This window comes from Paenibacillus vortex V453 (assembly GCF_000193415.1).
In the GTDB taxonomy this organism is placed as follows: domain Bacteria; phylum Bacillota; class Bacilli; order Paenibacillales; family Paenibacillaceae; genus Paenibacillus_AQ; species Paenibacillus_AQ glucanolyticus.
This window is the reverse complement of record NZ_ADHJ01000034.1, coordinates 14,729-40,159: the sequence shown is the minus strand read 5'-3', so window position 1 is coordinate 40,159 and position 25,431 is coordinate 14,729. Positions and strand designations below refer to the sequence as shown.

The following is a 25,431-nucleotide window of genomic DNA, read 5'->3' as shown; positions in this document are numbered from 1 at the left end:
AACCGTGTCTAACTTTTGGGGGTCACTTCAAATTAGCGACTTTCAACGGGATCATGTTCTTGTCTCACGACATCTCAGCAAAGGACAAGAACTTGGTCCCTTAAAACAGAAAACTTGAATTGTTTGATTCTGCCTGTCAGCTTAAAAAATTCCAATCGACAATAAGAAGTATGTTCTTGTCCTTTTCGGCAATAGTACAATGTTCTTCCACTCTCTACCGGAAAGACAGGCCGTATGTACGGCCCTGTAAGTGCTTCAACACTTCCCGAAATCACTCTTCACGATATATCACACGGCTTGCAGCAGTAACTATGATTGAATAAGCCAATCTGTTTCTAACGCATTCCAGTTTGGCGTAGGAACATCCGACCTTTCCCTCAATTCGGCAAAGTCCTCATTCAAGGCTGTGAGCTCAACAGCTGTCCCATCAATCAACCCGCTAACCGGAAGCATGAAGAAAATCTTCAACGCCCAGCGGATTAAGTTTGGATAGCCGGTAATCCAAGACGCCTGCTTCGCAGGGGTTAACGGGTACCCCAATGATTCAAGTACACGGAAGCCCTCTCCCATCGCCGCCACTAACTGACGCATTCGCCTGTCGTCACGGACAACCTGTCTCATCTGGAAGCTATGGAACAGAATGACCATGTTCATGGGCACGACCAGCACCATGTGGTTTTTCAGCCAGGCATCGATCTGATCATGGTAACTGAGCTTGTACTTGGTTGGCATGAATGCCTGCTCCAGCAGGGAGCGAAACGGAACGTGACCGTCCAGACCCCCGATGACCATCTCCCCATGGCCGCCACGAATGCAAATGACTCGCCCGTCGGTACGTGTACCTGCGGTAGCTTGGAATCCAAAAGCAACCTGTTTAGGCGACTTTCCATGTTTACTCAAATGGTCCTGCATGGCGTAGGTATTCATATTGTTGCCGACCAATACGATATGACGGCTAACGTTTTCTGCGAGGATCGGTAGCACAGCCCCGAAATCTGAATATTTCATCATGACGAAGATCAAGTCATACGCGTCACCTGACTCTAGTCTACGAATTACACGAACCCGATCAACAGTTGTCTTGCGCTGAAGGTAATGCCGAATGACCAGTCCCTCTTTTTCCAGTTCCTCCGCTCGCTTTCCTCTTGCCAACACAGTCACGTCATGACCGCCCTTTACTAGGACATGTGCCAGATAGCTTCCCTGCACACCTGCACCGTACACAAGTATATTCAATATTTATCCCTCCTTTTATAATTAACAGTTGTTGTATATATAACATCTGTGTATTACAATCAAGATATCATTGGAACGGATGCAGGTGCAATGGCTAATTGCTTTCGTTTCTGTTGAGAAATGAACAACGAATGCTGGATGTGTTCAGGAAAGAGGGGAAAAGCATGGATCGGCGCATCGTGCGATCAAGACAAATGATTATGCAAGCGTTCATTGGGCTGTTGGGAGAGCAGGAATTTGAGAGGGTCACCATTCAAGGTATTGCGGATCGGGCCAATGTCAACCGCGGAACGATCTATTTGCATTTTACAGACAAATATGACCTTCTGGAACAGAGCGTGGAAACGTATCTGATGATGCTTGCTGACAGTTGTATGCCGGAGGATGGGCCAACCAATGAACTGTCCCGGGACCTGCTGATTCGTGCGTTCACGTATCTGAAAAAGCATGCAGAAATCTATGGCGTTTTGATTACCAATAAAGGTATTCCGACGTTCAGACACCGTATGACACAGATGATTGAAGCGAATATTACCTTGGTGGTAAACCAAATGAAGCTAGAAACCGGTATCCACAAGGATGTATTGGCGCAATTCTTATCCGTTTCCATTACGGGGTTGATTGAGTGGTGGGTCGTCCAATCTATGCCATATACGCCAGAAGAGATGGTTGAACAGATGGCTAGAATTTTGGAAGCAAGGCTGCAGCTATGGTAAACGAATTAAATTTGAAGTGTGATACCTGCATAAAAGTTTTGAAATCAATTTAATATTTACATTTTCAAACGGGTTTACAGCCAGTTGAAATACTTCCGAGGACTGAAGTTTTTTGATCCTAATCCAGTCACTCAAAAGAGCCCCACCTTTCCCAGTGTAGATATTTATCAAATCGGCAATAGTACCATATTCTTGTCCATATTCTGCAATCGGTACAAGTTCTTGTCTTTGGCTCAGGACAAAAACTTGTACCGATAAAACAAAAAAGTCGCTAAAAAAGCGACTCTCAATGGGACTACGTTCTTGTCCCCCGACACCTCAAAATCAGTAGCATAGTTTCCTGGATTTCCGCTGTCCGTCCAAAAAGCTGCCACCTCTTTCCCCTCGACACCCACCTGCTCTAAAAGAACGCATCATAAAAAACCTCCATAAATAGATACTGCCCCAGTTGTAAATAGCCGGGGCAGATGACCAAATTATATTATCCCACTTGTGAAGTTGGACGGACAATCATTTCGTTAATTGCTACATCTGCCGGTTGTTCGATGGCAAACGCGATTGTACGCGCAATATTAGGAGCATCGACAGCGACTTGATAAAAATCATTCAAGCCAGCTTTCATTTCTGTATCCGAAGTTGTTTCCAACAGTTCGCTGCTGACCGCTCCTGGAGAAATATTGGTTACCCGGATATTCGTACCGCTCATGGCTTCCTCTTGACGCAGCCCTTCCGAAATGGCTCTTACCGCATGTTTTGTACCGCAGTACACCGTTCCGCCCGGATAAATATTATGGCCGGCAACGGAAGAAAGATTGATGATATGGCCGGATTTGCGTTCTCTCATCGAAGGAAGAACTGCGCCGATAGCGTACAGAACACCTCTAATATTAACGTCGATCATCTGATCCCATTCTTCAATTTTTTTTCTTGAACATAAAGGCTTGCGGCATAATTCCGGCATTATTGACCAAAACATCAATTTGTCCAAATTCTTTAAGCGCATATGCAGCCAATTCTTCCATTTGTTCATGGGAAGTCACGTCCGAGACTTTGTAGACCGCTTGACCGCCGTTTTTTTGAACTTCTTCTTGCAGGCTTTTTAGACGATCTTCGCGACGAGCTGCCAGCACAAGCTTTGCCCCTTTAGAAGCCAGCTCTTTTGCTGTCGCTTCCCCTATCCCGCTAGATGCGCCTGTAATAATAACAATTTTATTCTGAATATTCGACATGTACGTATACATCCTTTCGGTCTGATGAATATTATTCTTCTTTTGCAAAACAGTTCCTTTGCAACCTGGATGGACAGACAAAGCCTTCGGCCATCCTGTCTGTATAGAAAGCAAGATGTGTATTGACTCCGATCAGTTCTTCTTCCGAAACGCCAACGATAAGCCGGTTAGGTTCCCAGCCCCCTAAAATGTATCCCATCTCCTTTTTCCGCCCAAAGATGAACGAAGTGACGATAATGAAACTTGTTAAATTAATGGGCTTGTGTCTATAATTATAAACTGATACAACAACCATGCAATTGTTAGATTAACGCGATTTGTTAATTAGTGAACAACTACCTGCGAATTGTATATTATCTTCAGAAAGTTTGGTGACTCTCCATGCCTAAAGTGGACCGTAGAATACTTAAAACACAAGAAGCGCTTAAAAAAGCTGTAATTGAATTGATGTCTAAAAAAAATTTCGATGATATTACGATACAGGAAATTTCCGACACAGCAAATTTAAGTCGGGGAACGATATATCTACATTATTTAGATAAATATGACTTGTTGGATAAACTCATCGAATCGCATATTGACGAACTTAGGGAATTCTGTAAAGAAGCAGCCGAAATGGATTATGTAGAAGGAACCATGATTTGGACAGAGTATTTCGAGAAAAACTTTTCATTTTTTTCGATGATGTTAGTCAGTAGAGGGGCACCCTTTTTCCGTAAACGATTCCTTGACTTTCTGATCGAAGAATTTAGAAAAGACGTAGATATAACCAAAGGCAAAAATGAAGAAATTGAGGAAGAAATCCTCGTCAGATTCGTGGCTTCTGCCCAAGTAGGGATTATTGAGTGGTGGTTTACTAATGATAAACCAGTTACACATGATAAACTTGCTGAACAACTGGGAACATTGTTAGAGAGGAATCTATGATTTTAGTTTGGTTGTAGTAGTGCGCCTCTGACCGACTTAGCTCGGTCAGAGGCGCTGAAACAGATAAAATAAGACAAAGCAGCTCCTAACAATATTGTGTCTAACTTTTTTGGGTCATATCATTCTACACTCACATGCGGCATACTTACTTAAATGATAATTTTGATAATTAGTCTCATTTAAAAAATCAAAAATAATAGATAACATTCCCATAAGAATTATTCCCCAGTGTAACGTACTGAAATATTAGCAAAACTTGATGAACTATTGAAATACTTGCTTCGTTTCTTTTTCGATTACATTTTCTATGAAATATCAAAAATGCAAAAATCAATTAGGATACAAGAGAAAATGCCCGACCAACACGGACTCCTCAGATTAAACACCCTCATATTGAGTTTACTTTAATTAAATTTCTTTTTAACAAAGTCAATGAGCTTGGACTTTAATGCATCACCATGCTCTCCCTTATGGTACATATCTGTTCCATGATAACCACTCTCATCCACAATTAGCTCTTTATCTGTTGCTCCGGATGCTTGATATAATTTGCGCACTTCTTTTTCAATTGAGCCTCCATAATCACCAGGTGAAAAAACAAACAAGGATGGCGCTTTAATCTTTTTGACACTTGGAATTGCATCATGGGGCCCGCATTGTGCAGGAGAAGAAAGAATAATTAGCCCCTCAATAGGCAGCTCTTGACGAACGCCTGCAATGATTGCTGTACTACCGCCACATGATGCTCCTGCCAAAAATACTTTCTTTGCACCCAATCGTTTGAGTTCGCTTAAGGCTGCATCTGCATCACGATCTATATGTTGAATATCCTCTTGAATATCCTGTGAGGCACCGTGATTACGATATTCAGGAATAACAACCAGGTATCCACTCTCAGCCAATTCATTTCCCATGTCAAGAAAAGAGCAAATGTTATAGCCTTGCTCGTGTGCAAGCAGGACTCCTTTATCTCCGCTACCAAGCACAAGTGCCGACAGATACACCCCATCGCTGGTTGTCAATGTAGTTGCTTTATCGCGCAGCTCATCAGGAACACAACTATTCACAAGATGCCCGTTAGAAGACTTCACCGTACGGTCCGGCCAGGCAGGATCATACTCAACCGGTGGGTTTGATGGTATGTTCGTCACTTCGGGTGTTTCATTCCTTGTCTCGATTGTGGGGGATGTATTTTGAGGTAGATTCGTTGAAGAATGATCTTCATTTGACGATACAGGCATTTTTGCGGAGCATCCTGTAATGGTTACTAACAAAATGAGCAGTACAAATATCATTTTTATTCCTTTAAAAGGTACGTTCATTGATTTTCTATACCTCCAACTTTCACTGAATTTACAACAAAGTGTTCTATTATCACTTTGAATTAACGTATGGCTTTGATTGTTTTTTTTCTTGGAATCCTCTACCTTTGTCACTTGCCTTGTTTTCCAGCTTCGTCACTCTACACGTTCTAGAGTCTGGGAATGAACATCTTTTCATTTGACGAAGAAATCGATTGATCTGATGAGTATCCTCCTAGAGCGAGCCCTGTTAAAAGCGTTACTACTGAAACCAAAACGATTGGAATATTTTTTTCTTCATTTTTTGTACCTCCGTGTACTTCCATTTTTCTTCTCCAAAACAATACGAAAATCAATTTTTAGTTTCATATATTTAATATAGTCCAGAGATATCATCATTTATTGAACAAATTGTCTCCGAGTTTCAATCCGTTAGATATTACGGCAATCGGTACAAGTTCTTGTCATTGGCTCGGGACAAGAACTTGTACCGATAAAACAAAAAAGCCGCTAAAATAGCGACTTTCAATGGAACTATGTTCTTGTCCACAGACACTTATACTTAGCTTTCTCAATGATAGTGAAAATAGAATTTCAGCATTTCTTGCTGTTTATAAGGAAACAACGGAGCTGCCATTGAAGTTCACCTAGCGACTTATAACTATTATTCAAAAACGTGAAATAAATATGTTCCCCTGGTGCTACAAGATCCAGTTGTTCATTTGAGTTAGAAAACCCCAGCTAAATTTTTTGTGGTATTCACAGCACCTACTTGGATGACTTCCTTATAAGCACCAGGGTAACTATACTTTGGAGTGACCTGTCCATCACCGTCATTTCCGGAAGCAGCTACAACCGATATATTATGTGCTAACGCATTATGTTCTTGTCCTCCGACAAAAAATACGAGAGCTAACTAGGTATGATACAAACGTTAGTTCCTCTAAGCCTGGAAGGTATAAAGCCCTCATTCACGTTCACGCTGTCAATTGGCTATCGCGTGGCTCATAGACGTTCAGGAACTAATATTAACATTTATTAAAGTCTTCCCGATATGACCATCTATTAAAGCCGAATTCTGGGTCCCAGGTGTCCCATGTTTCACTTTCTGTGGAAATAGGACCGAAGTGTGACCTATACCCATTAATAACAATAAGATTGCCAGCGACATCATTACCAACCCCGAATAAATTGAGAGATCCCTCCATGGACTTCCATTGGCTCCATCCGTTGTTAGGTGCTGTTTGTAACATATGCCATCCCCCATTATCGTCGTTATTTGCAAATAGCTCTTGACAACCATTGGAATTTCTTCCTACAAATAATCGAGAACATTTTAAATTCACGTCCCCCCATCCACTCCAGGTACCATTTGGTGCTGTTTGCCAGTTAGACTTTACGGAAAGTATTTTCGTCAATAGTAAACACTTCAAGGCGTCCGACTCGGCTATTTTTACTAACTGCTATTGTATCTAGATATTTATCTTTGATTAATTTTATATCCCCTAGAGAACCCCATTGACTCCATCCACCATTAAAGTCTGTCTGCCAAATATGCCATAATGTATTATCTTCAGCTTTACGCCCGAATACTTCAATACGTCCATCGGCATTTTTACCAACAGCTATGCTTTGGAGACTTATTCCCTCATCCAAGGCTGACCAACCTTTCCAGCCACCATTTGGTTCTGTTTGATAGTTGTGATGAAGATTTGCACCCCAGACACTGATTGCGAATAGTTCAATACGTCCATCTTGGTTTGTCTCAACTCTGAAATCGGCATATTCTCCATTAAGTGACGACCAATCTTTAATCCACCCACCATTAGGTTCTGTCTGCCACTTATGCTTGATAGTATAGTTATCAGGATCATGGCCAAACACTACAAGACGTCCATCCGAGTATTTCGACACTGCCAAAATAGCGACAGCATCTTCACCCAAACAACCCCAATCCGACCAATTATCTGGATTTAACCAGTCAGCGCCTGGTGATAGTAACCATCTGTGCCGAACTTTATAATCCTCACCAATCATGAATACTTCTGGACGTCCGTCCTGATTGGTAACAATAATAGGATTTCTCAGTGGAGGAAATCTTCTGGCTGTAAATGACATTCGATCACCTCATGAATTTAATTTATTTCATGGATATTTTTCCAAATAAGTGCGATTATTATCCTTGAAATTTTTGACACGGTGACCGTGCTGAGTACTGAGAGACCTTAATGCCCGTGACCCAGTCTAATACTTAATTTAGGATTTGCAGGAGCTATTATTAATGTGCGAATCTCATGCTCCTTCAAGTAGTTCATTGAGCTTGGCTTCATTTTCACGCCAGCTATAGTCGGTCTGCCAGTACTCCGTAAGATTTTTAAGATAATTCACCGCTAGCCCACGGTTCCACCCGCCCCCGGGCAATTGGGCCGGCCAACGCGTACGGAGAAGTCGTTCTCGCAAGTCTTCAAGGTCTTCCTGGGGAATTGCGATACGGAACGGGCGGATCTCATTTGGCGTAGCTCCGGAGTCCCGCTCATGCCATGCAATCAGTAGTCCCAATTCAGCAAGTCTTGCAGAAATTCCCGTGCGAAGGCCAGTTGCTCCGGCGTATACTTCTCAAGAAACTTTTTGAAGCGCATTTCGATCTCCTGATGAAGCCGGTCATGAATGCGACAGAGCCGTTCTCCATTTTCCGTTAAGGTGAAATACACTTCCTTTTTGTTATCGGAAAACTGCTGCCGCCGAATCAAATCCAGCTTCAGCAATTTTTTGCTCACTCTTGTGATGGAGCCCTTTGTCAACCCTGTTTTTTCCGAGAGCGCGGTGACGTTAAGCGAGTCTCCGCTTCCTATATTGGCGATCAGATGAATCTCTGACAAGTTCAAATTAAGCTTCATGCCCAGTTCCGCCTCGACACTATTTAATTCTTCGTCGAACCGTATGGCAAATTGGTTATCTCTCCTGTCATGCTGAGTGAGCAATTGAAGGAACAGGGTGTATACCCACTGCTTCGAGAGTTCTTTGTTCTGCATAAGCTATTATGCCTCCTTTATCGTATCCCTCCTATTATACAATAATTGTTTTTAGCAAAACCATTTTATCGGATAGATGGATGAATGCACCAGCGGCTGATTCCTGTCGCGATGACGTTCATCGGGTTCGATTCCGATCGTGAGACCGCCCAAGCGACGTATCCATCCGGGCGAACAAGGACTGTATGGACATCGCTCCAGTCCGGCGCTTCCAATTCTAGCGAAGCGCATACGAGGCAAATACACTTTGCCCCCGCTGCTTCGACCACATCTCTTATCCGATCGTCTTCGGCGAAATGAAGCAGCACGTAAGAGCCGGTGCGAAACAGCTCATAGGCATTGGTATTCCGAAGCGCTCCATCCGCCGAAGACAGCTTCAGCTCCGGTAGCCGGCGTCCGTTGAGCTCGTGCGGCAGATCGTCTGCGGCGGATGCATACTGAATGTTGAAGGCGGAAATTTGGCTCGCCAATTTATAATTAGCCTCCGGGACAAGAAGTAGGTCGGAGAGCATGCAGCGCACATTGATCATGTCCGAAGTGAACGCAGAGCCCATCAGGAAGGTTTGCACTTCGGTATTACGCAGCAGCGCCGTATTGATCGGAAACCGTTCCGATTGGTAACTGTTGAGCAGCCATTCGGGAGCGCGCCCTTTCAGCTCGGCAGCCAGCTTCCAGCCCAAATTCATCGCTTCCTGCAAGCCGACGTTCAGCCCTTGTCCGCCAGCGGGAAAATGAATATGCGCCGCATCGCCTGCGAGGAAGATTCGCCCTTCCCGATAACGCTCCGCCTGACGCGTCGCATTCCCGTAGCGGGACAGCCAGTAAGGGTCGGAAATCCCCAGATCGCTTCCCAACATACGCACCATGGCCGAACGCAGTTCCTCTAGCGTAACCGGTTCCGACTTGGGGACATGGACCCGCTCGGGATCGATTGCCACTATCCGATGCAAGCCGTTCTTCAAGGGTACAACCATGATCTGGCCCTGTTCGTTGAACTGCGAAAAAATGCTCGGCTCGGATAGCTCGGTCAGAACCACATCTCCAAGTATGGCCGTAATCGTCTCGCTTGTACCGACAAACGGAATGCCAGCGTGCTTCCGTACGATGCTTCCGGCCCCGTCGGCACCGACCAAATAGTCCGCTGTCAGTACGAGCTTTCCTTCCGGTCCCACCGCTGTCACTTCTACACCATGTTCATCCTGACTAATAGATTTAACCTCGGTTTCTCGATGAATGCCCACTCCCAGTTCTCGCGCCCAATCCTCCAGCACCTTCTCAGTATCATGTTGGGGAATGAAGAGCGTATAATTGGATGAGGAATCCAACTTGGAGAAATTCAGGCGAGTATCCAGCGCCGCGAAATGTCCGGTGGAGATCGGCTTCCCCGTCTCCAGCAGTTTCGGCTTCAAGCCCCGCATATCCAGAATCTCTAGACTTCGGGGATGAAGCGTCAACGCCCGGGAATACGGCGTCGTCTCTTTCAAACGTTCAAGGACACATACGTTGACTTCGGCGAGCGCGAGCTCGGCTGCAAGCAGCATCCCGACCGGTCCGCCTCCGACAATAATGACTTCGTAATTCATGTTCGTCCCCCCTCCTCGTCTTTAGTTTTGCTGCGGAAGTGCGACAATCGCGTCGACTTCAATGAGCCACTCCGGGAAAGCAATTGCCTGAACCCCCAGAAACGTACTTGCGGTCAAAGGCCATTCGGAACCGAATACCTCGGCTCCCGCTTGAAAAACGATATTTGCCAATTCCGGCCCGTGGTTCACCACATGAATCCTCATTTGGGTGACATGCTCAGCGCTGCCGCCCGCAGCTTCGATGGTCAGCTTCAGATTCATAAATACTTGCCCGTAATCATTAGGCCCAATCAGCTCTCCCTCGGCATTCAAGGCCACCTGGCCGGAGATAAAAGCCAGTTTCGCCGGGGATGTGACGACGATTTGCGAGACCGGTAACGACATCCGTTAGCGTGCCGGGATTGATTTTTTGCATGCTCCACTCCACCTTTTGTTTATATTTATTGTTTTGTGCGAAACAATATATTTTATCGTATCACAGAAGATTTTGTTTCACAACTAATGTTTCCTTCATGCTTACCGCAATTTTTTCCTTGTTTTGGTTAATGATAACGGACGAAATCCAGAGCGAAAGAACTGAATACAATCCCCCGATGGGCCCGACGGAATACATTCCGATCGGGATCTGGACGACCATAACGCCGAAAGCCAAAGAGGCCCACGCTTTTCAGCACGTAGTTCAAAATACCCGTAGATGATGGCTGCTCCATATTTGTACAACATCAAAGAAAAACCTCTAACGAAGTTCGCTCAACAATGAGCGACCGCATTTAGAGGTTGTTTTATCCCAAATCCGAATCATTACTAGAAAACTGTAAACTAAAAGTTGTACCTACACCTTGCTCACTACGGACGCTTACCTGACCCTTATGTTTCTCAACTATGGATTTGACAATGGCTAACCCAAGCCCCGAGCCGGCAATCTCACGAGAGCGAGACTTATCTACACGATAAAAGGGTTCGAATATATTCGGCAATTCATCATCTGCAATGCCCATACCCGTATCGGATATATGGATTAGTATCACCGTCTCAATCATTTCTGAATTTATTTGTATCCTTCCACCCGACCCGTTGTATTTGACTGCATTTTCAATTAAGTTGTACAGGGCTCTATGTATGAGACTTTTATTTCCAATGAATGTATGTTCACAATTTTCAAAAGACACTGCTATGTTTCTTTCATCAATAAATATGCTCAATTCATTTAAAATATCCTCTATTACTTCTTGTAGAGCTATTTCATCTGCAAAATGTTCATTCTTGGTTGAGTTAAGATTTAATAAATCATCTACTACTTTTATAAGTCTTTCTGTACTTTGTTCTGTAATATCGATATTTTCTTTATAATCGTTTACTGATGGCGCTTCATCCATTTTTAAAACTTGAATTCCAGCCTTTATCGTAGTTAGTGGTGTCTTAAGCTCATGGGCTGCATTGGCTGCGAATTGCTTTTGATTTTCGAATGAGCGATTTAATCTATCCAGCATAATGTTAAAGGATTCGGCAAGGCTTCCTACCTCGTCTTTTGAGCTAATAATAATTTTGGTCGAAAGATTATGCTCATTAATTCCCTTAATCATCGTATTTAAAGTGGTCATTGGTTTAAGAGCCTTGCCTAAAATAAAATAAACCATTCCGATACCTATAATCATTATGAGCATCATCCAAATTATACTACGAGCAGCGAAATCTTGTTTTGCCTTTTCTAATGCTGCCATGCGGCCATCATGGGATGGTGCTTTTTCATTTAGACTTCCATTGATATCTTTGCCACCGACTGGGGTTACACTTAATGCAGGAATAGGCGCAATAGAAAAACTGTACCCAAAATTACCGATTGAAATCCCGGTTAAACAAGTGGTGACCAAAATAATAATACAACCTGTGAGCAGCGTTAGTTTGATTTGCAAAGATAACTTATTTAACATTTCCATCAACCTTGCTTTCGGAAATTATATATCCTTGACCACGGATATTTTTAATGAATTCGTCGTTAGCTGAGACAGCACGTATTTTTTTCTTCAATGAATAGATGTGGTATTTCAATGAGTTTGAAAATGAATCCACTTCGCTATCCCAGACATGCTCTATCAATTGCTCTGGGCTAATGACTTTATTTTTATTGAACATAAGATATTCTAATATAGAATACTCTTTTTTGGTTAAATCGAATTTGATGTCATAAATAGCCGCAAATTTTTGCGCTGTATTGACCTTCATATCTCCAAGTGTCAATACAACATCATTTTGAATAAAAGAACGCCTTAGCAGAGAGCGAATTCTTGCCTCGAGCTCATTAAAATCAAATGGTTTCACCAAGTAATCGTTGGCTCCATCGTCAAGCCCCTTAATTATATCTTCTATTTCAGTACGAGCAGACAAAATCAGGATCTTAATTTCATTATTGTTCGACCGGACTCGTCTTAACACTTCGATACCATCGATTTTAGGAAGGTTCAGGTCAAGCACAATCAAGTCATAGTCATAAACCTCATAAAATTCCAGAGCTTCCTCACCATCAGCAGCTAAATCCACAGAGTAATTACATCTTCTCAAGCCCTTTGCTATGATATTTCGAAGTGCAGTTTCATCTTCTACAAGCAGCAATTTCATGAAGTTTCCTCCTCAACAAACCAAACAATGCAATAGCCGCACAAATGAATTGTACGACTATTGGCTGTGCAGTTACAAGATTATGTGCAGGTACAGTTAATTATTGGATGGGCGGCAATGGTGGAACGGCTTGGACTGAAACGGGTCCATCTTCAATGGGTGGCAATGGTGGAACAGCTTCAACTGAAGTGGGTCCATTCTCATCCACACTTCTATCCTGCTGAGCTCCTTCGATGTCACTGGTTATACCCGGCGGACGAGCAGCAGGATATAATTTCTTGGTTACCTCATTGGCTGCAAAAGCTGTTATCGATGTCACTGACATTAAAGCTAATACCAACAAACCGACTGTAGATTTTTTGAAACTCATTCTTAGTTCCTCCTTGTTTAATATGAGTTATCTTGCAACTGCTACCTTAGTATAAAGAATGGAAAGTTAGATTACGGTTAGTTCAAAAAGACGACTCCCCTTCCACATTGTCGTCTTTTTCTTTATTTACGGATCAAGATAAAATCGTCCATCGCCGGCCAATTGTTTGCCACGCATTCGACCACATGCCGAGTTTTTTCAAGTACCCGATAATGTTCTATGCAATAGTTTTCATTTTTTATAATGATATTAGTATTTTAATACTACTTGACATGTGAATAGATTATCGGTATAGTGTGAATCAATTCACACTTCACATTAAGGAGTAATCTATGCCAAAAAATTCTTTCATTCGTTTAGACGAAGCAAGGCGCGAGGAAATATCTAATAACGCTATGCATCTTTTTGTTGATCATCTTTACGAGGATATAACTATGAAGATGGTTTTGGATAGTTTGTCCATGCACCCGGGAACATTTTATCGGTATTTTGAAGACAAAGATGACCTTTATTGTCTCTTAGTACGTAATGTGACCCAGAAAAGAGCTGCGTATTTTAATAACAGTAATGAAGATTCCCTTTACCGGTTTTTCCTTACTGGCTTATTTGGTAACGTTAATGGCACTGTGACTGAGCCATTGAATGAGCTGGAAATCAAACTCACTGAAACATTTTTATACATTCCTGAGAACGTTTTACTTAAAGTATATCTGAATGTGCTAAAGGGCGAGTCTTTCCCCTTGATTAAGGACATTTTGCGCCGAATGAGAGTTGATGGATATCTCCGACCTGATCTTGACGACGACCTGATTTCTTTTATGTTTGAGTCAATGCAGTTTAATTTAGTCATGTTTTATAGGGAGTTCAATATTAAGGACTCTACGCTGCAAAATAAGATTAGCAAGTACTTTACTGACTTTATGAGTCATGGGCTGCTAGAAGATCATAAATATGCTGAAATTGTTAGCGATCTCAAGAAAGCCAAGGAGTAGATATGATTCACTGAAGACAGGATGTAATCGTTTCACAGTTTTGAAAAGCGCTTATAGTGCAATGTATGTATTTCACATTCGCCACTTTTATTAATTAAGGGGGAACAAGAAAATGAAAACCTATGACGCATTTCCAGAACCAATTGGCGGTTATACTGTCGGTCGAACCCAGATGGATTTTGAGTACACGGCATCAGATCACTCAAAAAGAGAACTGACGGCGTTTGTGTACTATCCGTCCGACAGTAGCGAAGGTAAGACTACATCAACGTACATGTTTCCTGAAGTCTACGAGATGTTTAATGAGCAGCCACTTGTCACTGCGTTGAAGGATGTTTTCTCTATAGATATCAAGACCCAGTTTTACGACGACCTTGCTCTCTCCGGGAAGGAAAAGCGCTATCCGGTGTTATTCTATGTTTGCGGCGGGGGCGGTTCTCCAGAATGGGGTACAGTGATCTGTACAGACTTGGCAAGCATGGGATATGTCGTGGTTAGTATCGGCCATCAGAATAGCACGATGTATAAGCGTAAAGATGGGCGCCTGTTTAATGTATCAAAGGATTTTTCGGATGTCATTACAGCGTTTTCTGAAGATCCGGAGATGCTGGCGTTGGCTGGTGAGATGGAGATGCGGCCTGACGATGAAACTGCCATTGAGATGTGCCATAACGTGCTTACACTGCCGATACTTGCCAAGTTAACAGAGTATAGTGAATTACAGGCAGAAGATGTAAGGTATGTAGCCGATTATCTTTACAAACTGGACTCTGGAGAGCTGAATTCCATCTTTAAGGGCAGATTGTTGCTTGACATCGGCATGGGCATCGTCGGACATTCTTATGGAGGGCTTACGACGGCGATTGTTTGCCGGGACGACGACCGGTTCGCCTGTGGGATTGGCCTCGATAGCGGTGCGTTCGGCCTTCTCGACAGCGACCTTAAGAAACCCTTCTTGCTACTGTTTTGTGAACCTAACTATAACATGAATGCGATAATTGGCGCTAACAATAGCATGGAAACCTATTATTTCTCTGTTGATCGTGCTGCGCATTTAGATTACTGCGACATCGTGTTTACCAGTGTTAATGAGGAAATCAGAGGCGAACGGGATGCTATGGAGATGCGAAATCTTGTTACAGACTATACGAAGAACTTTTTTTATCATTACATCCTGCAGAAGGCGGCAAGTGTGGAAAGTCTGGCATACGATGGCGTGGACTTGATCAAGAAGACCAGCAACAAGTGACATAATCGAGAGGCTGACAACGCATGTCAAAGAGCTAGCCGTACAGACACAGAGCCGATAACCCTATTACGCGGTTAGCGGCTCTCTCATATTTCAGACATTGTTTTCTATTTGAGATGATAAGCGGTGTTTTCACCGTTGTAAAACACACTTGAAGATGTTAGAAATTGGCTGGATTCTAGAACAGACATTGAGATTACAAACCTATCAACAGACTTAACCAAGAAAGAGAAGCTAAAATTATAAACGTTTGGAAACAAACTTCTCATACGAAATGAATTTATACTATTGAATCTAAAACATCTCATACCAACGTCATATAAGATCACATTTTCATTTATTATGGTATTTAATAAGGTTTTAAGTGGCATGTGCTCATATTTAGATATTCATCTAATCGGTAATGGGACGATGTTCTTGTCCTTGGCTCGGGACACGAACTTGTACCGATAAAATAAAAAAGCCGCTAAATTAGCGACTTCAATGGGAATATGTTCTTGTCCCTCGACACCTACCTACCCTTTTCCCCTCTATACCGATTTCTGGATGTTGTTTATTCTCATCATCTGGTTTGCTCATGAATTTTTGAAACCCGTTGATGATCAATTCCAACAAGCTTTTATTTTTTATTCCTTGCTTTGTTCATCCAGATACGGACAATTGTAATTGGTTAATTGATTATTCTGTATCATCCAAGCAAAAAAACGCTCGATGCTGATGTCCCTCAGGGGACATTAGCATCTAATTAATCACCTATTTTCATCTATTTTATTCAATGGGAGTTCAAGCCTACCCAAGGACAGAACGGACTTCGTATTGGTAACCTCTGGGGGGTGAGGGTAAACCTTGAGATTGATTACGAACCTTAACCTTCCTTGTTCCCTGATTGGTCCGTCCTCCCTCCTCATGCAATACACAAGCTCGTTGCAAAACGCTTTTACGGAAACATCATCATCCGTGTAAAGGAAAGGGTGCTTCAAGCAAATCGGGATTGATACCTCCGCCTCATCTCCTTCATCCATTATGGGGTGAGATGGTTGTACCCATAAATACGGGTATCGATAAACGGCCGAGCAAACAAGCGTACAAGGATAAATCTCATTCGACCCGGGTTTGAATAATTCCTGCAGCAGCGTTTGAATGTGGGCCTCCACCGTTTGGGTCGACGCATTTGACTTTAACGCCGAAATATCAATGCCGACGTTGCTTTTAATAACAGGCGCTACAGGATCAGCAGGCATCACTTTGGGAGTACGATACACAAACGCTTGCGCCGTAGCCTCTTGGTAGGTGGAGCTGCCTTTAAGCAACAACTCGTTTCGAGTCTTGTACAAAGAAGCGCGAGCGCTCCGAAAGCTAAGAATGTCGATCCCGGTAATCGTTACTGTCTGTTCTATGTCCGCCAGGTGAAGCTTCTCCTTATTCGTTAAATACCGCTTAACTGTCGCGTCATTTAACGTCTCTTCAATGAAGAATCGGAATATCGAACGATCATTAGTCTTTGATACTGTTTCGGACTGATATCCGGCAAGCCGAATCTGGATATCCGAGGCAGGGATAGGCCCTGTTACGGAATCAAGCACCAATTCCAATGTTGAACTCCCATCCTCCGCCTCGGCTTGATCAATTCGTGACCATGTATGAAATGTAGTGGTTAATCGAGACGTTTTTGTCTTAGGGAGGCGCATCGATCTCGGCAGCCAACTGTCCGAGATAACTTGAATTGCATTTAGCAAATAAGCGGCTGCTTTTTCTTTGCCCGTATCAAGAAGCATGTGGGTTCGGATATCTTTCATAATATGCCGAAGCTGGGCCAACGCTTGCGGAAGATTGTCATCCCCAGTAAAGAGAACCGGCGAGCCCTCTTCATTCCATTCGATTTCATATTTCATTTCGTCCTGGGCTGGTGCATCGTGTCCTAATTTGTAGGCAAAGGTATAGTCCCATTTTCTGACCTCTTCCAAATTGCTTGAGTTCTCCGGGGCGGACCATTCGTGCCGCGTTAATTCAGGAGGGACGGGATGTCCTTTAAGGACAACTGGTATCATTCGATCACCCAATTTGAGTTCATAAGGATTGACTAACTTAATCCAGGCAGAAGACTTGAACCTCTTCTCATCCGTTGCGACATGTTCGATATGACTCACCTTGTAAGTAATTCCTTCCGCCGTATACTTGGAATATCCTCCGGCATCTTTGACATTGAATAAGTACGACAACAGGTTAATCCCTTCCGACAGGGGCAGCTTGGCTTTAGAAAAAGAAGCCTGTACCTTTGTGTTACTTGGTTGCTCTGGATTCTCCTCTATCCCGGTAACATTCGCCGCAATCGAGCCGTAAAATCCAATGGATTTCATCTGTTCGGGATCCCCGCTCTCTAATTCGACGCGTACCGGCTGCTGTATAATCGTGTCTTGATCGTAGGAAGCGGACAGTTGCACGAGCATGGCGTCCAAATAACGTTTCCGAGCGGAAGGTAAGTCATCTTGACTGGAGTTTGCCTCTTTTGATAACTTCCCTAGGTGGTTGACGTTGCTTGTGAACGAATTCGCGATTTTTTCCTTGCATTTTAGAATTGATTCTAAAGTGAGACCCTGATCGATCTCCCCGATAACCTGAAGATATGGCGGTCGAAGCATTTCATCGATAAACTCAAACGTTTCCAATGTCCATTGGTCCAAATCTGCCTCTTGCTCGGCAAATAGAGTAGGATCACTAACGGATTCTCCCGGCTCTGCGAATGATTCATAATTTTGTACAAGAAAGCTTCGTTTATGTTTCACGGTTTCTAAAGGGGCGGCAGCGTACAGGTACGTATCGGTTTGGAGCTCGATCTTGATGTTGCCTTGCTCACCGATGCCGACAATCCACAATCGATTTGTATCCTCCCCCTCAATCCATGCTCCTCGGGCTAATTTGTATTTTTGGTTCTCTTCTATCATATCGGCCAGTTGCTTCAAAGTTTGCTTGTCTTGAACATAGGTTCCAGGTTGATTGGGCTCGTCGGTCAATTGGCTTACGGATTCGTGCGCAATTCGGCTGCTTCCGCTTATCGCTTCGGAAATGCTTATGAGCTCCGGATCGATTAGCTTTTCATCGGTTCGTTTGATCGACAGATCCACGGTGAATTCAAAAACGGGCTCTTTAATATACCAATTCACGTCAATTGTTGCAGATAATTCTGTTGTTATTGGGTTCGGAGACGTTGATGTCATCAGGCTGCACCAACAATCCAGAGCATATTGTTTCAAATCCTCCGTTACCGAGGCTTGATGATTACCGATCGAGGAACTTAAATATGCCTGCACATCACTGCGTGATAAATGATGATATGCCGTAGCATAAATATCTTGGGCCACTTCCGGATCCGCCAGTTCCCGCGGATCAAAATGGAGTGTGACGTTTAAAGACATACTCTTCTCCAAACGGTATGTCATCGTTGTTCCCGGCCATTGATGGACCGGAACGACAAAGTCCCGGTACAGAATGGGCATCTCATAATGCGTACTCCAGCTATCAAGCACATTCCCGAATCCGTCCCGGGGAGTAAGCCTAAGGCGCAAGTTCTCCCCAATATGGGAATATGGATTGTATGCTGGCTCCTGACAATCAACTACTGGGCCAGTTACGGGCGGTTTGTTCTCTATGCGAAGCACAGAACGGTACTGCAGCCATTCCTTCGGTTCATTTTGATTTGAATTCATGGGGTATGGGAGCTTATTAACGACCGACACAGGCGCAATGGGCACATCTGCAGGATCCTGATCGTCAAAAACTCCGTTCCCCTCTACTTTCGTACAGATTAAATGAAACATACGGCGAAGATAGGCGGTCGGATCGGGCGAACCCACCGGAGCTGGAGCGGGATGCGGACGAAATACTTCCAAACCTACATGACCGGGCTGGAGTACAGGCACCTTCTTGTATATTAACTCATCCAGGAAAAAATAACTTTTTGAATTGCCCGATACGGGTTCGGATATAACCACAGCATTCATATACGGGGCAAGCGCCGCCTGCGAGCCGTAGCTCAATAGGAGCTGAGCCTCGAAGGCATCACCGTTCTGGTAATGGGACCAATCGCTATACGTATATTTTAGAAAAAAACCGCCGGAATTCACGGTACCGCTTTTATAAAGCGAAGATGCGAAAATATCCAATTCATTACTAATAGTTGGAACTAGCCCTTCGCTATCTTTTGGTTCACTGAACGTCGTAAGATTGTTCCGGAAAATCATCACAGGTTCATCACTGGAAACCCAGTCGTTTGTCTGGCTGTCACGATGCAGGATATGAACACTTTGCAAGTATACCTCATCTGGCTGAAAATCATCTGTCGGTAGTTTCTGGGCCAGCCGTTCGAGAAGCTTTTGCCCATAGCCGGTTGCACCGCGCAATTCGTAAAGATTGTCATACTGTGTCTTGACCAGCTTGACTTCCACGAACGTCGCCAAATCATACCCCGAGCGTTGGATTTCCTTACTTTCTGATTGATCTCTACGGCACAACTTTAGTAAGGGAAGGCCGTTCATAAGCCTGCGGCCCAGCGCCGTCGAGAACACATGGAGGCCCTTACTTGGTCCGGAGTTAATACTCCAGTTAGCTCCGAGCTTGGCCGGGAAAGATTGAGGCACTTCGGCATAAGGCTGGAGCGGTCGTATACATGGCCATTCTTGATCGGGCGATGGAACTGCTACATCCAACAAATCCCGCATGCGTTGAAGTTCACAATCCGGGAAAGTGACCTCCAGCTTATCGTCATCTCCAGGAGGTTCCGTGCATGTATTCATTTTTACCGTTAGTTTGTTTCCCTTCTGAAGGGTAAACTTTAATTTCGAGATTTCATCCGGTTGAATTGCAAATAATTGTCCGATGTCGGAGTAAATGGATTTTTGGATACCGCCCTCTGTGACGCGCAGACCAAACAGCGCAAACCGGGATTTCATTGCGGCCAGATTGGAAATAAGAGTCTTGCCATCATCCGACTTAACTTCTAGCAATTCTTTAATAAATTCTTCAATACGCTCTGTTCTATTGCCGATGATCTTCACAGCAAAGTTAATGATTGACTTGATGACCAGGGTTACCGTGTCTTGCATCCAGTACACACACATGGTTTTTGAACCGGCTGATACATGGGTGCTTGGCTTTAGAAGAGACTCGTCATATTTTCGCTGGGAATCCGTTCGTTGATCCGCCATACTTTTGTGAATATGGTGCTTTATTTCTTGAATATTTTGTTTCAATCGGAGATTTGTTGTATCATAATCCCACTTCGCACTTTCAATCGTTCCATCATTCTTCGTTTTTTCCAGGGTCAACTTAAAATCGGGAAGCATAGGGAAAAACACGAACGATTGTGTTTCTCTCTCAGGGTCTTCCTTACAGTCATCTGCCTCGGGAGGACATACTTGAAATTCGAAATATTCATTTAGAAAAGGAACAATATCCTGTTCATAATCAATTGGAGATTGCGAAATCCCGTCCTCAATTAATAAACCTTGAATATTCTTCAGCTGTTGTCCACTGATGTTCTGATTCATTAATTCGTCATAACGGGTGTCCCTGCCGAATAAATACGCATTCACCGTCCATAGAAATAACCCTTCGATCCACTTCCGGAAGGAAGGATCTGTTGCCTCAGAACCCGGAGCAGACATATATAACATCGCTGCGCACTGGGCATCTTTAGTGCCCTCTTCGTCTCGAATAGACAGATGCGGCAAGAAATACAGCGTAATTTTCTCTTTTCCGCTTTTAGGGAAAACCCGCTTCCAGACCAATTTATCTTCATCCCGAAATTCCGAAGCATCCAACATTAGAGCAGGACTATACCATGGAGCGTCCTCATCTTCACCCATCGTAAAGTCCATTTTAAAATGTTCATGAAACTCTTTCGTTATCTTTCCTTTGGTGAATCCGAAGTTGACCTCAATTTCACCTGAAGCGTCAACATTGAAATCAAAAGCAATATTTGAGCTTCTGTAGGCCTCCATGATTAAATCGGCGGTGGTGCTTACTTGACAGTCGATTTCCGCCGTCAAGACCTCTAAATTCACTCGCCCAAAAATATTCCCCGCTAGTCCAAGCACGCCCTTATACCAATTAAATTTGTCGTGTTTCGAACTGTCTTTGGCTGATCTAAATGTGGCGATAGTCCCTTCAAGAATACCAATTCCAGTTATACTCAAGCCCGCTTCCAGTATCCCTTGTCCGAAAGACTTGCCGTAACCGAGCTTTACGGCTATTCCCGCTTCAATGATGGATTCAAAGCTGCCTACATCTTCTTGAACCTCGGGGACATTGGCATATGCCGAGGTTTCATTACTCTTGCGCGAAAAGTAAAGTCCTCCCCAGCCGATATACGGAGGCGCTTCAATGCAGAGAGACCTTGAAAAATCAAGGCCTATCGGGAAACCAATATCTATTTTAAAGTCCCCATTACGATACAAATCGAAGGAAACCTCCGGAATGACCATTTTCACGGCTCCCATATTGGTTGAACGTTGCGCGTCGGGAAGTTGTATTGCTCCGGAAAAACGGCCTGGTGCCCCTTCTCTTTTCTCATACTGTACTTCTGCTTGCAGGCCCTTGAACGGCCCGGCCATTCCATCATCGTCCAGACCGACAAAAAGCCCGTAGCGATTATACAGGTCCTGGAACAATGCGGCCAAATTGATATAGCGAAGGGGTTGAAACTTTAGACCGGCAATCCATCCGCTGTTGGGGTCATACTTTAGATTTTTCGGGAAGGAGTCACCGGCAGGCCCAAATTCTTTCTCCATCGTATTAACCGTAGCTTCGACAGAGCCGGGCTTATCCAGTTCATCCGAAGTAATAAACTGCCCGAGTGCTGCAAATTCTTCTTTCACAACCTTACACTCCTCTCGGCTTAAATATTTGTCGTTGCGTACCAACCAAGTCGCTTCTTATTTTGAGGATCTTCATAGAATCCTAAATTGAAATCGTATCTTTTTCCGAACAGATTTACGGAAGCTTCAGTCGCAATGCGGTATTTATTATTTTCACTCACCGACAATTTGAAGGCATTCGGCATGACCAAATTCAGCATTTCCTGCAATACCATCATCCCGCGGCTTGGATCCACTCCGGGGATCTTTATTCCGCAATAGACTTCTTCATATGCGTTCCATCCAATAAGGAAACTGCCGACTAGTGCACCTTCCGGTACCAACTTTCCCAAGGTTCCCAAATTGATGGCATATTCAAGCCCGTACCAGTTATCATCATGATGAGAACCGCCTACACCGTCTAGTTTTATTTCCATATACCCCGCTTGCTTCCATTCATCTATGTTTTTTGCAACCATTAACTTGCGCAGGCGTAGCGGAAAATGATCACCCAGGCTATTAATGCGTTGAGCGCTTTTATCAGGGTCGAATTCGATATGAAAAGGATCAAAGTCAAAGGTCGGTGGAGTAAAAGGATCGCTTACACTAAACTCCATGGTGATTCCCAAATTATTGAACAATAAACCGTTATCGCCCTCCCCATATCCCAATATGTCCATGTTGTAAATGGGACCGATTAATTTTTCTATAAAAGACTTCCAGCCCCAGATCGAGAACCGCGATTTAATGTTCTTTATATCTGTCGCATCCGTAGTTTGAAAGCTGACCTTGATCATCTTTATAGCTTCTAAAATCGGATGATTACCTTTCATGTTGGCAATAGTTGCATTGTCCGTTTGAAAAACATAGGAAGGGACTCCTTCGTGCCTTTCAATAGAGCCGGTTAATGTCACAACCGGGTCTTGGTTTGCATCCCCGATAAACATCTCGGTTTCATACAGTTTCCGAATGAGAAGCTGCATTTTGGATTCAAAGGTTTCGATATTGGAGTTTTCAAAACGCGCCTTTAGTTCGGTTACCCGAAATCCGAACGGTTGGCTCCCCCAAACATTGACATCATCTTGATAGTGGATATAACCAAACCAGGAACTTAGCTTGTCCATGCTTAATCCGCCAGCTTTCCATTCGACCCTACCTCCGTTCAAGCCGATATGATGAGCCCGGAACGGTTTCTGCGGATTGATACCGCCAAGCAATCCAATAAGCTCCTTCGGCATATCTTCTTTCCTAATGTCCACATTTAATGCCAATATGCCTGTCCAATCCGATTTGTGGCATAGACGGTGAAAGGGAATAAGCTCCGGCGGTAGTTGATCCTCTTCCTCGTCCACTCGGCAATAACTTATCAGCGCATCGGAAAGCTTGTCGAGCTGCTGCTTGTTAAATTGTTCCGGATTTCCCCAGAGCGCGGGTTGCTTCAGCCATTCGGCCAGCTTTCCAGGGGCATACTTCATAATTACAATGTTACGGTTATCGCGGTTATCGGGATCTCCCGGAAGAGATTCCGGAATATTTATTTGAAACGGCCAATCCGAAATAGAGATTTTGTTATTAAACTGATTCCAGTGCGTCGTGCTGTTTATGGACATCACGAGAAAGAGGCGGCTGGACAGCATAGTGTTGCGAAAAGTATTCGAAAGCCCCAGGAATTCAAGTCTTTCTCTCTCCGGTCCAAGTGTTGACGAATCGGGATTCCTGTCATTCTGGCCAAGCATAAGAGTTTCCCATGAGCCCGCCGATTCACTGACGAGCAACCCTTGCGGAGTTGCTGACCAACCGTCTTCCGATGATGAATCCGCTGTCCGTGCGGCTCTTGCCGACTCAGAGAAACGGTCCATGAATCGTTTTCGGTTAGGAGCGATGGCAATCCGCTCAAAGTTCAATGCTGCCTTCATGGCTGAGTCATTTTCTCTCTGGATTCCTTGAAGTGGAACTAGAGGCACACTATGGGCTTCTTCCATCCAATCATATAGTTTCGGCTCATGGAACCTGCTCACTCCATCCGCTAGAGGACGGTAATGAGGTTCTTCTTCAGGCTGTGAGGAGTAAACGATCGGCGGCGATTCCGGCAGCCTGTTCTCGCTTGGCCTAATCGATATCCAGGCGGTAGAAGCGGAGTTCCCTAATTCGGGAACTGACAACAACTCCCCGGAATTTGCCGGATCAGCAGGCCAAAAGGCAGCGCAGCCGGGCACAAACAACATCCGATCGCCCGCATATGTACCGAAAGCAGGATTGAATATTACGGTCTCGGTTCCTGTGGTGCCGCAGAGTAGATTCGTTGATTGAACGGCGTTCTCAATGGATAAGAAGAAATGCCCTTGAGGGATTGTATAAGCTGTTTGACTGTAATCGGGGGAAAATACCAGTAAGGCACTGTCTGCCATGGGGCGTGGCTCCTCGGGTATCGATTGCTCGTCAAACTCAAGTTGCGGAAAAAGCGTAATCTTATGCCCGAAAGAGGTGCGGAAATGACTGGGTAACAGGGGGACTTTTGAATCCTCCGTACGATCAAATGCCATATAAGAACGCAGGCCGGCATGGGGAAGCCGCGCAAATTCACGGTTATATGGATCGGTTGGATCCAGAGATACGCGGAATATCAAATTTAATCCTGGCGTCGGCTCAAATACAGGATAGAATCGCTCTGTTTCTGTAGGCTCACCTTTTTTGAAATAAAAGTATTTCAAACCCAAGTTTAACTTGTTATTAAGTTCTTCCGACGCAATTTTAACGGTAAACCGGAAGGTCCCTCCATCTTTACCGCCGAAGGGTAAAAGTACCGCAACGCTTTGGATAAGCAGTTGCTTGTCTATATCTTCCATAAATTTAATATTTTTCGATTCACTATTAAATATAAACTCAAGTTGTTCTTTATCCGAATTAAATTTCACCGCCGTGTTGCCGTCAATACTAAACCATATACTGTTGCCTAACGATACATTATAATACACTGAAGTTGAATAGTCCGACGGTCGATTGGGTTTTAATCTTACAATAGGTTGTTGTATGGAGCCATCGGGATTGAGCCATATAAGCCAGGTTTCGTCATGTTGATCTCCCAACGGCTTTATAGCCTCATTTAGATCATCATAATTCGGCTCCGCAGCAGCAAACACAAATATCCCCTTGTTATTCCAGGCTTCTCCCAGAGACAACGAGTTGGAACGAAGTGTTCCTCTAGGCCGAAATCCCCTCCATCCTACTGTATCCATTTCTGCGGCAGCATAGAAGCTGTAAGTATGATCCGTGGGCAAGTAATGCAAAGCGGATTTCATCGAATGTCCTCCCGTGCGAATAGCCTCTTA

16 protein-coding genes and 2 pseudogenes are annotated in these 25,431 nt (G+C 44.0%); 4 read left to right on the top strand and 14 right to left on the bottom strand.

Features of this window, described 5'->3' with window-relative positions; all coding sequences use genetic code 11:
- Positions 1–309: 309 nt before the first annotated feature.
- Positions 310–1,236, bottom strand: coding sequence for a ketopantoate reductase family protein (locus PVOR_RS17285; RefSeq protein WP_006210703.1), 927 nt, complete (start codon positions 1,234–1,236; stop codon positions 310–312).
- 164 nt (positions 1,237–1,400) lie between these two features.
- Between PVOR_RS17285 and PVOR_RS17280 the strand changes: the two genes are divergently transcribed.
- Positions 1,401–1,952, top strand: coding sequence for a TetR/AcrR family transcriptional regulator (locus PVOR_RS17280; RefSeq protein ID WP_200860835.1), 552 nt, complete (start codon positions 1,401–1,403; stop codon positions 1,950–1,952).
- A 481-nt stretch (positions 1,953–2,433) separates the two neighbouring features.
- On the opposite strand, the pseudogene PVOR_RS17275 reads toward PVOR_RS17280, so the two are convergent.
- A pseudogene (locus PVOR_RS17275) lies at positions 2,434–3,181 on the bottom strand (SDR family oxidoreductase).
- 381 nt (positions 3,182–3,562) lie between these two features.
- Between PVOR_RS17275 and PVOR_RS17270 the strand changes: the two are divergent.
- On the top strand, positions 3,563–4,108 hold the full coding sequence (locus PVOR_RS17270; protein ID WP_006210698.1) for a TetR/AcrR family transcriptional regulator: 546 nt from the start codon (positions 3,563–3,565) through the stop codon (positions 4,106–4,108).
- 404 nt (positions 4,109–4,512) lie between these two features.
- Here the strand turns inward: PVOR_RS17270 and PVOR_RS17265 are convergent, their stop codons facing one another.
- From PVOR_RS17265 to PVOR_RS17230, 10 genes and pseudogenes are all read right to left on the bottom strand, one after another.
- On the bottom strand, positions 4,513–5,544 hold the full coding sequence (locus PVOR_RS17265; RefSeq protein ID WP_200860834.1) for an alpha/beta hydrolase: 1,032 nt from the start codon (positions 5,542–5,544) through the stop codon (positions 4,513–4,515).
- A gap of 592 nt (positions 5,545–6,136) precedes the next feature.
- Positions 6,137–6,274, bottom strand: a pseudogene (locus tag PVOR_RS31965) (S8 family serine peptidase); the annotation flags it as partial.
- A gap of 524 nt (positions 6,275–6,798) precedes the next feature.
- On the bottom strand, positions 6,799–7,527 hold the full coding sequence (locus tag PVOR_RS17260; protein WP_006210695.1) for a hypothetical protein: 729 nt from the start codon (positions 7,525–7,527) through the stop codon (positions 6,799–6,801).
- A 174-nt stretch (positions 7,528–7,701) separates the two neighbouring features.
- Entirely contained in the window at positions 7,702–7,968 is a 267-nt protein-coding gene (locus tag PVOR_RS32595) for an epoxide hydrolase N-terminal domain-containing protein (protein WP_006210694.1), read from the bottom strand.
- The gene (locus PVOR_RS17255; RefSeq protein ID WP_006210693.1) at positions 7,956–8,441 is read right to left on the bottom strand and encodes a MarR family transcriptional regulator; all 486 of its coding nucleotides are present in this window, start codon (positions 8,439–8,441) and stop codon (positions 7,956–7,958) included. The genes PVOR_RS32595 and PVOR_RS17255 overlap by 13 nt, the downstream gene beginning before the upstream one ends.
- A 65-nt stretch (positions 8,442–8,506) precedes the next feature.
- On the bottom strand, positions 8,507–10,024 hold the full coding sequence (locus PVOR_RS17250; protein WP_006210692.1) for a monooxygenase: 1,518 nt from the start codon (positions 10,022–10,024) through the stop codon (positions 8,507–8,509).
- Positions 10,025–10,045: 21 nt separating this feature from the next.
- A complete protein-coding gene (locus tag PVOR_RS17245; RefSeq protein WP_006210691.1) occupies positions 10,046–10,408 on the bottom strand; it encodes a RidA family protein in 363 nt (120 codons plus the stop codon).
- A 398-nt stretch (positions 10,409–10,806) separates the two neighbouring features.
- Positions 10,807–11,955, bottom strand: coding sequence for a HAMP domain-containing sensor histidine kinase (locus PVOR_RS17240; protein WP_006210689.1), 1,149 nt, complete (start codon positions 11,953–11,955; stop codon positions 10,807–10,809).
- Positions 11,945–12,640: a response regulator transcription factor gene (locus PVOR_RS17235; protein WP_006210688.1), complete on the bottom strand. Its 696-nt coding sequence runs from the start codon at positions 12,638–12,640 to the stop codon at positions 11,945–11,947. Before PVOR_RS17235 ends, PVOR_RS17240 begins: the two co-directional genes overlap by 11 nt.
- A 100-nt stretch (positions 12,641–12,740) precedes the next feature.
- Positions 12,741–13,010, bottom strand: coding sequence for a hypothetical protein (locus PVOR_RS17230; RefSeq protein WP_006210687.1), 270 nt, complete (start codon positions 13,008–13,010; stop codon positions 12,741–12,743).
- Positions 13,011–13,342: 332 nt separating this feature from the next.
- Between PVOR_RS17230 and PVOR_RS17225 the strand changes: the two genes are divergently transcribed.
- Entirely contained in the window at positions 13,343–14,002 is a 660-nt protein-coding gene (locus PVOR_RS17225; protein WP_006210686.1) for a TetR/AcrR family transcriptional regulator, read from the top strand.
- A gap of 112 nt (positions 14,003–14,114) precedes the next feature.
- Positions 14,115–15,251 (top strand): alpha/beta hydrolase, encoded by a 1,137-nt coding sequence (locus PVOR_RS17220; protein ID WP_006210685.1) that lies wholly within the window; start codon positions 14,115–14,117, stop codon positions 15,249–15,251.
- A 749-nt stretch (positions 15,252–16,000) separates the two neighbouring features.
- On the opposite strand, the gene PVOR_RS17215 is transcribed toward PVOR_RS17220, so the two are convergent.
- Together PVOR_RS17215 and PVOR_RS17210 are read right to left on the bottom strand one after the other, a co-directional pair.
- A complete protein-coding gene (locus tag PVOR_RS17215) occupies positions 16,001–22,123 on the bottom strand; it encodes a hypothetical protein (protein WP_006210684.1) in 6,123 nt (2,040 codons plus the stop codon).
- 20 nt (positions 22,124–22,143) lie between these two features.
- Positions 22,144–25,401, bottom strand: a complete 3,258-nt coding sequence (locus PVOR_RS17210; protein ID WP_006210683.1) for a hypothetical protein — start codon at positions 25,399–25,401, stop codon at positions 22,144–22,146.
- Positions 25,402–25,431: the final 30 nt, after the last annotated feature.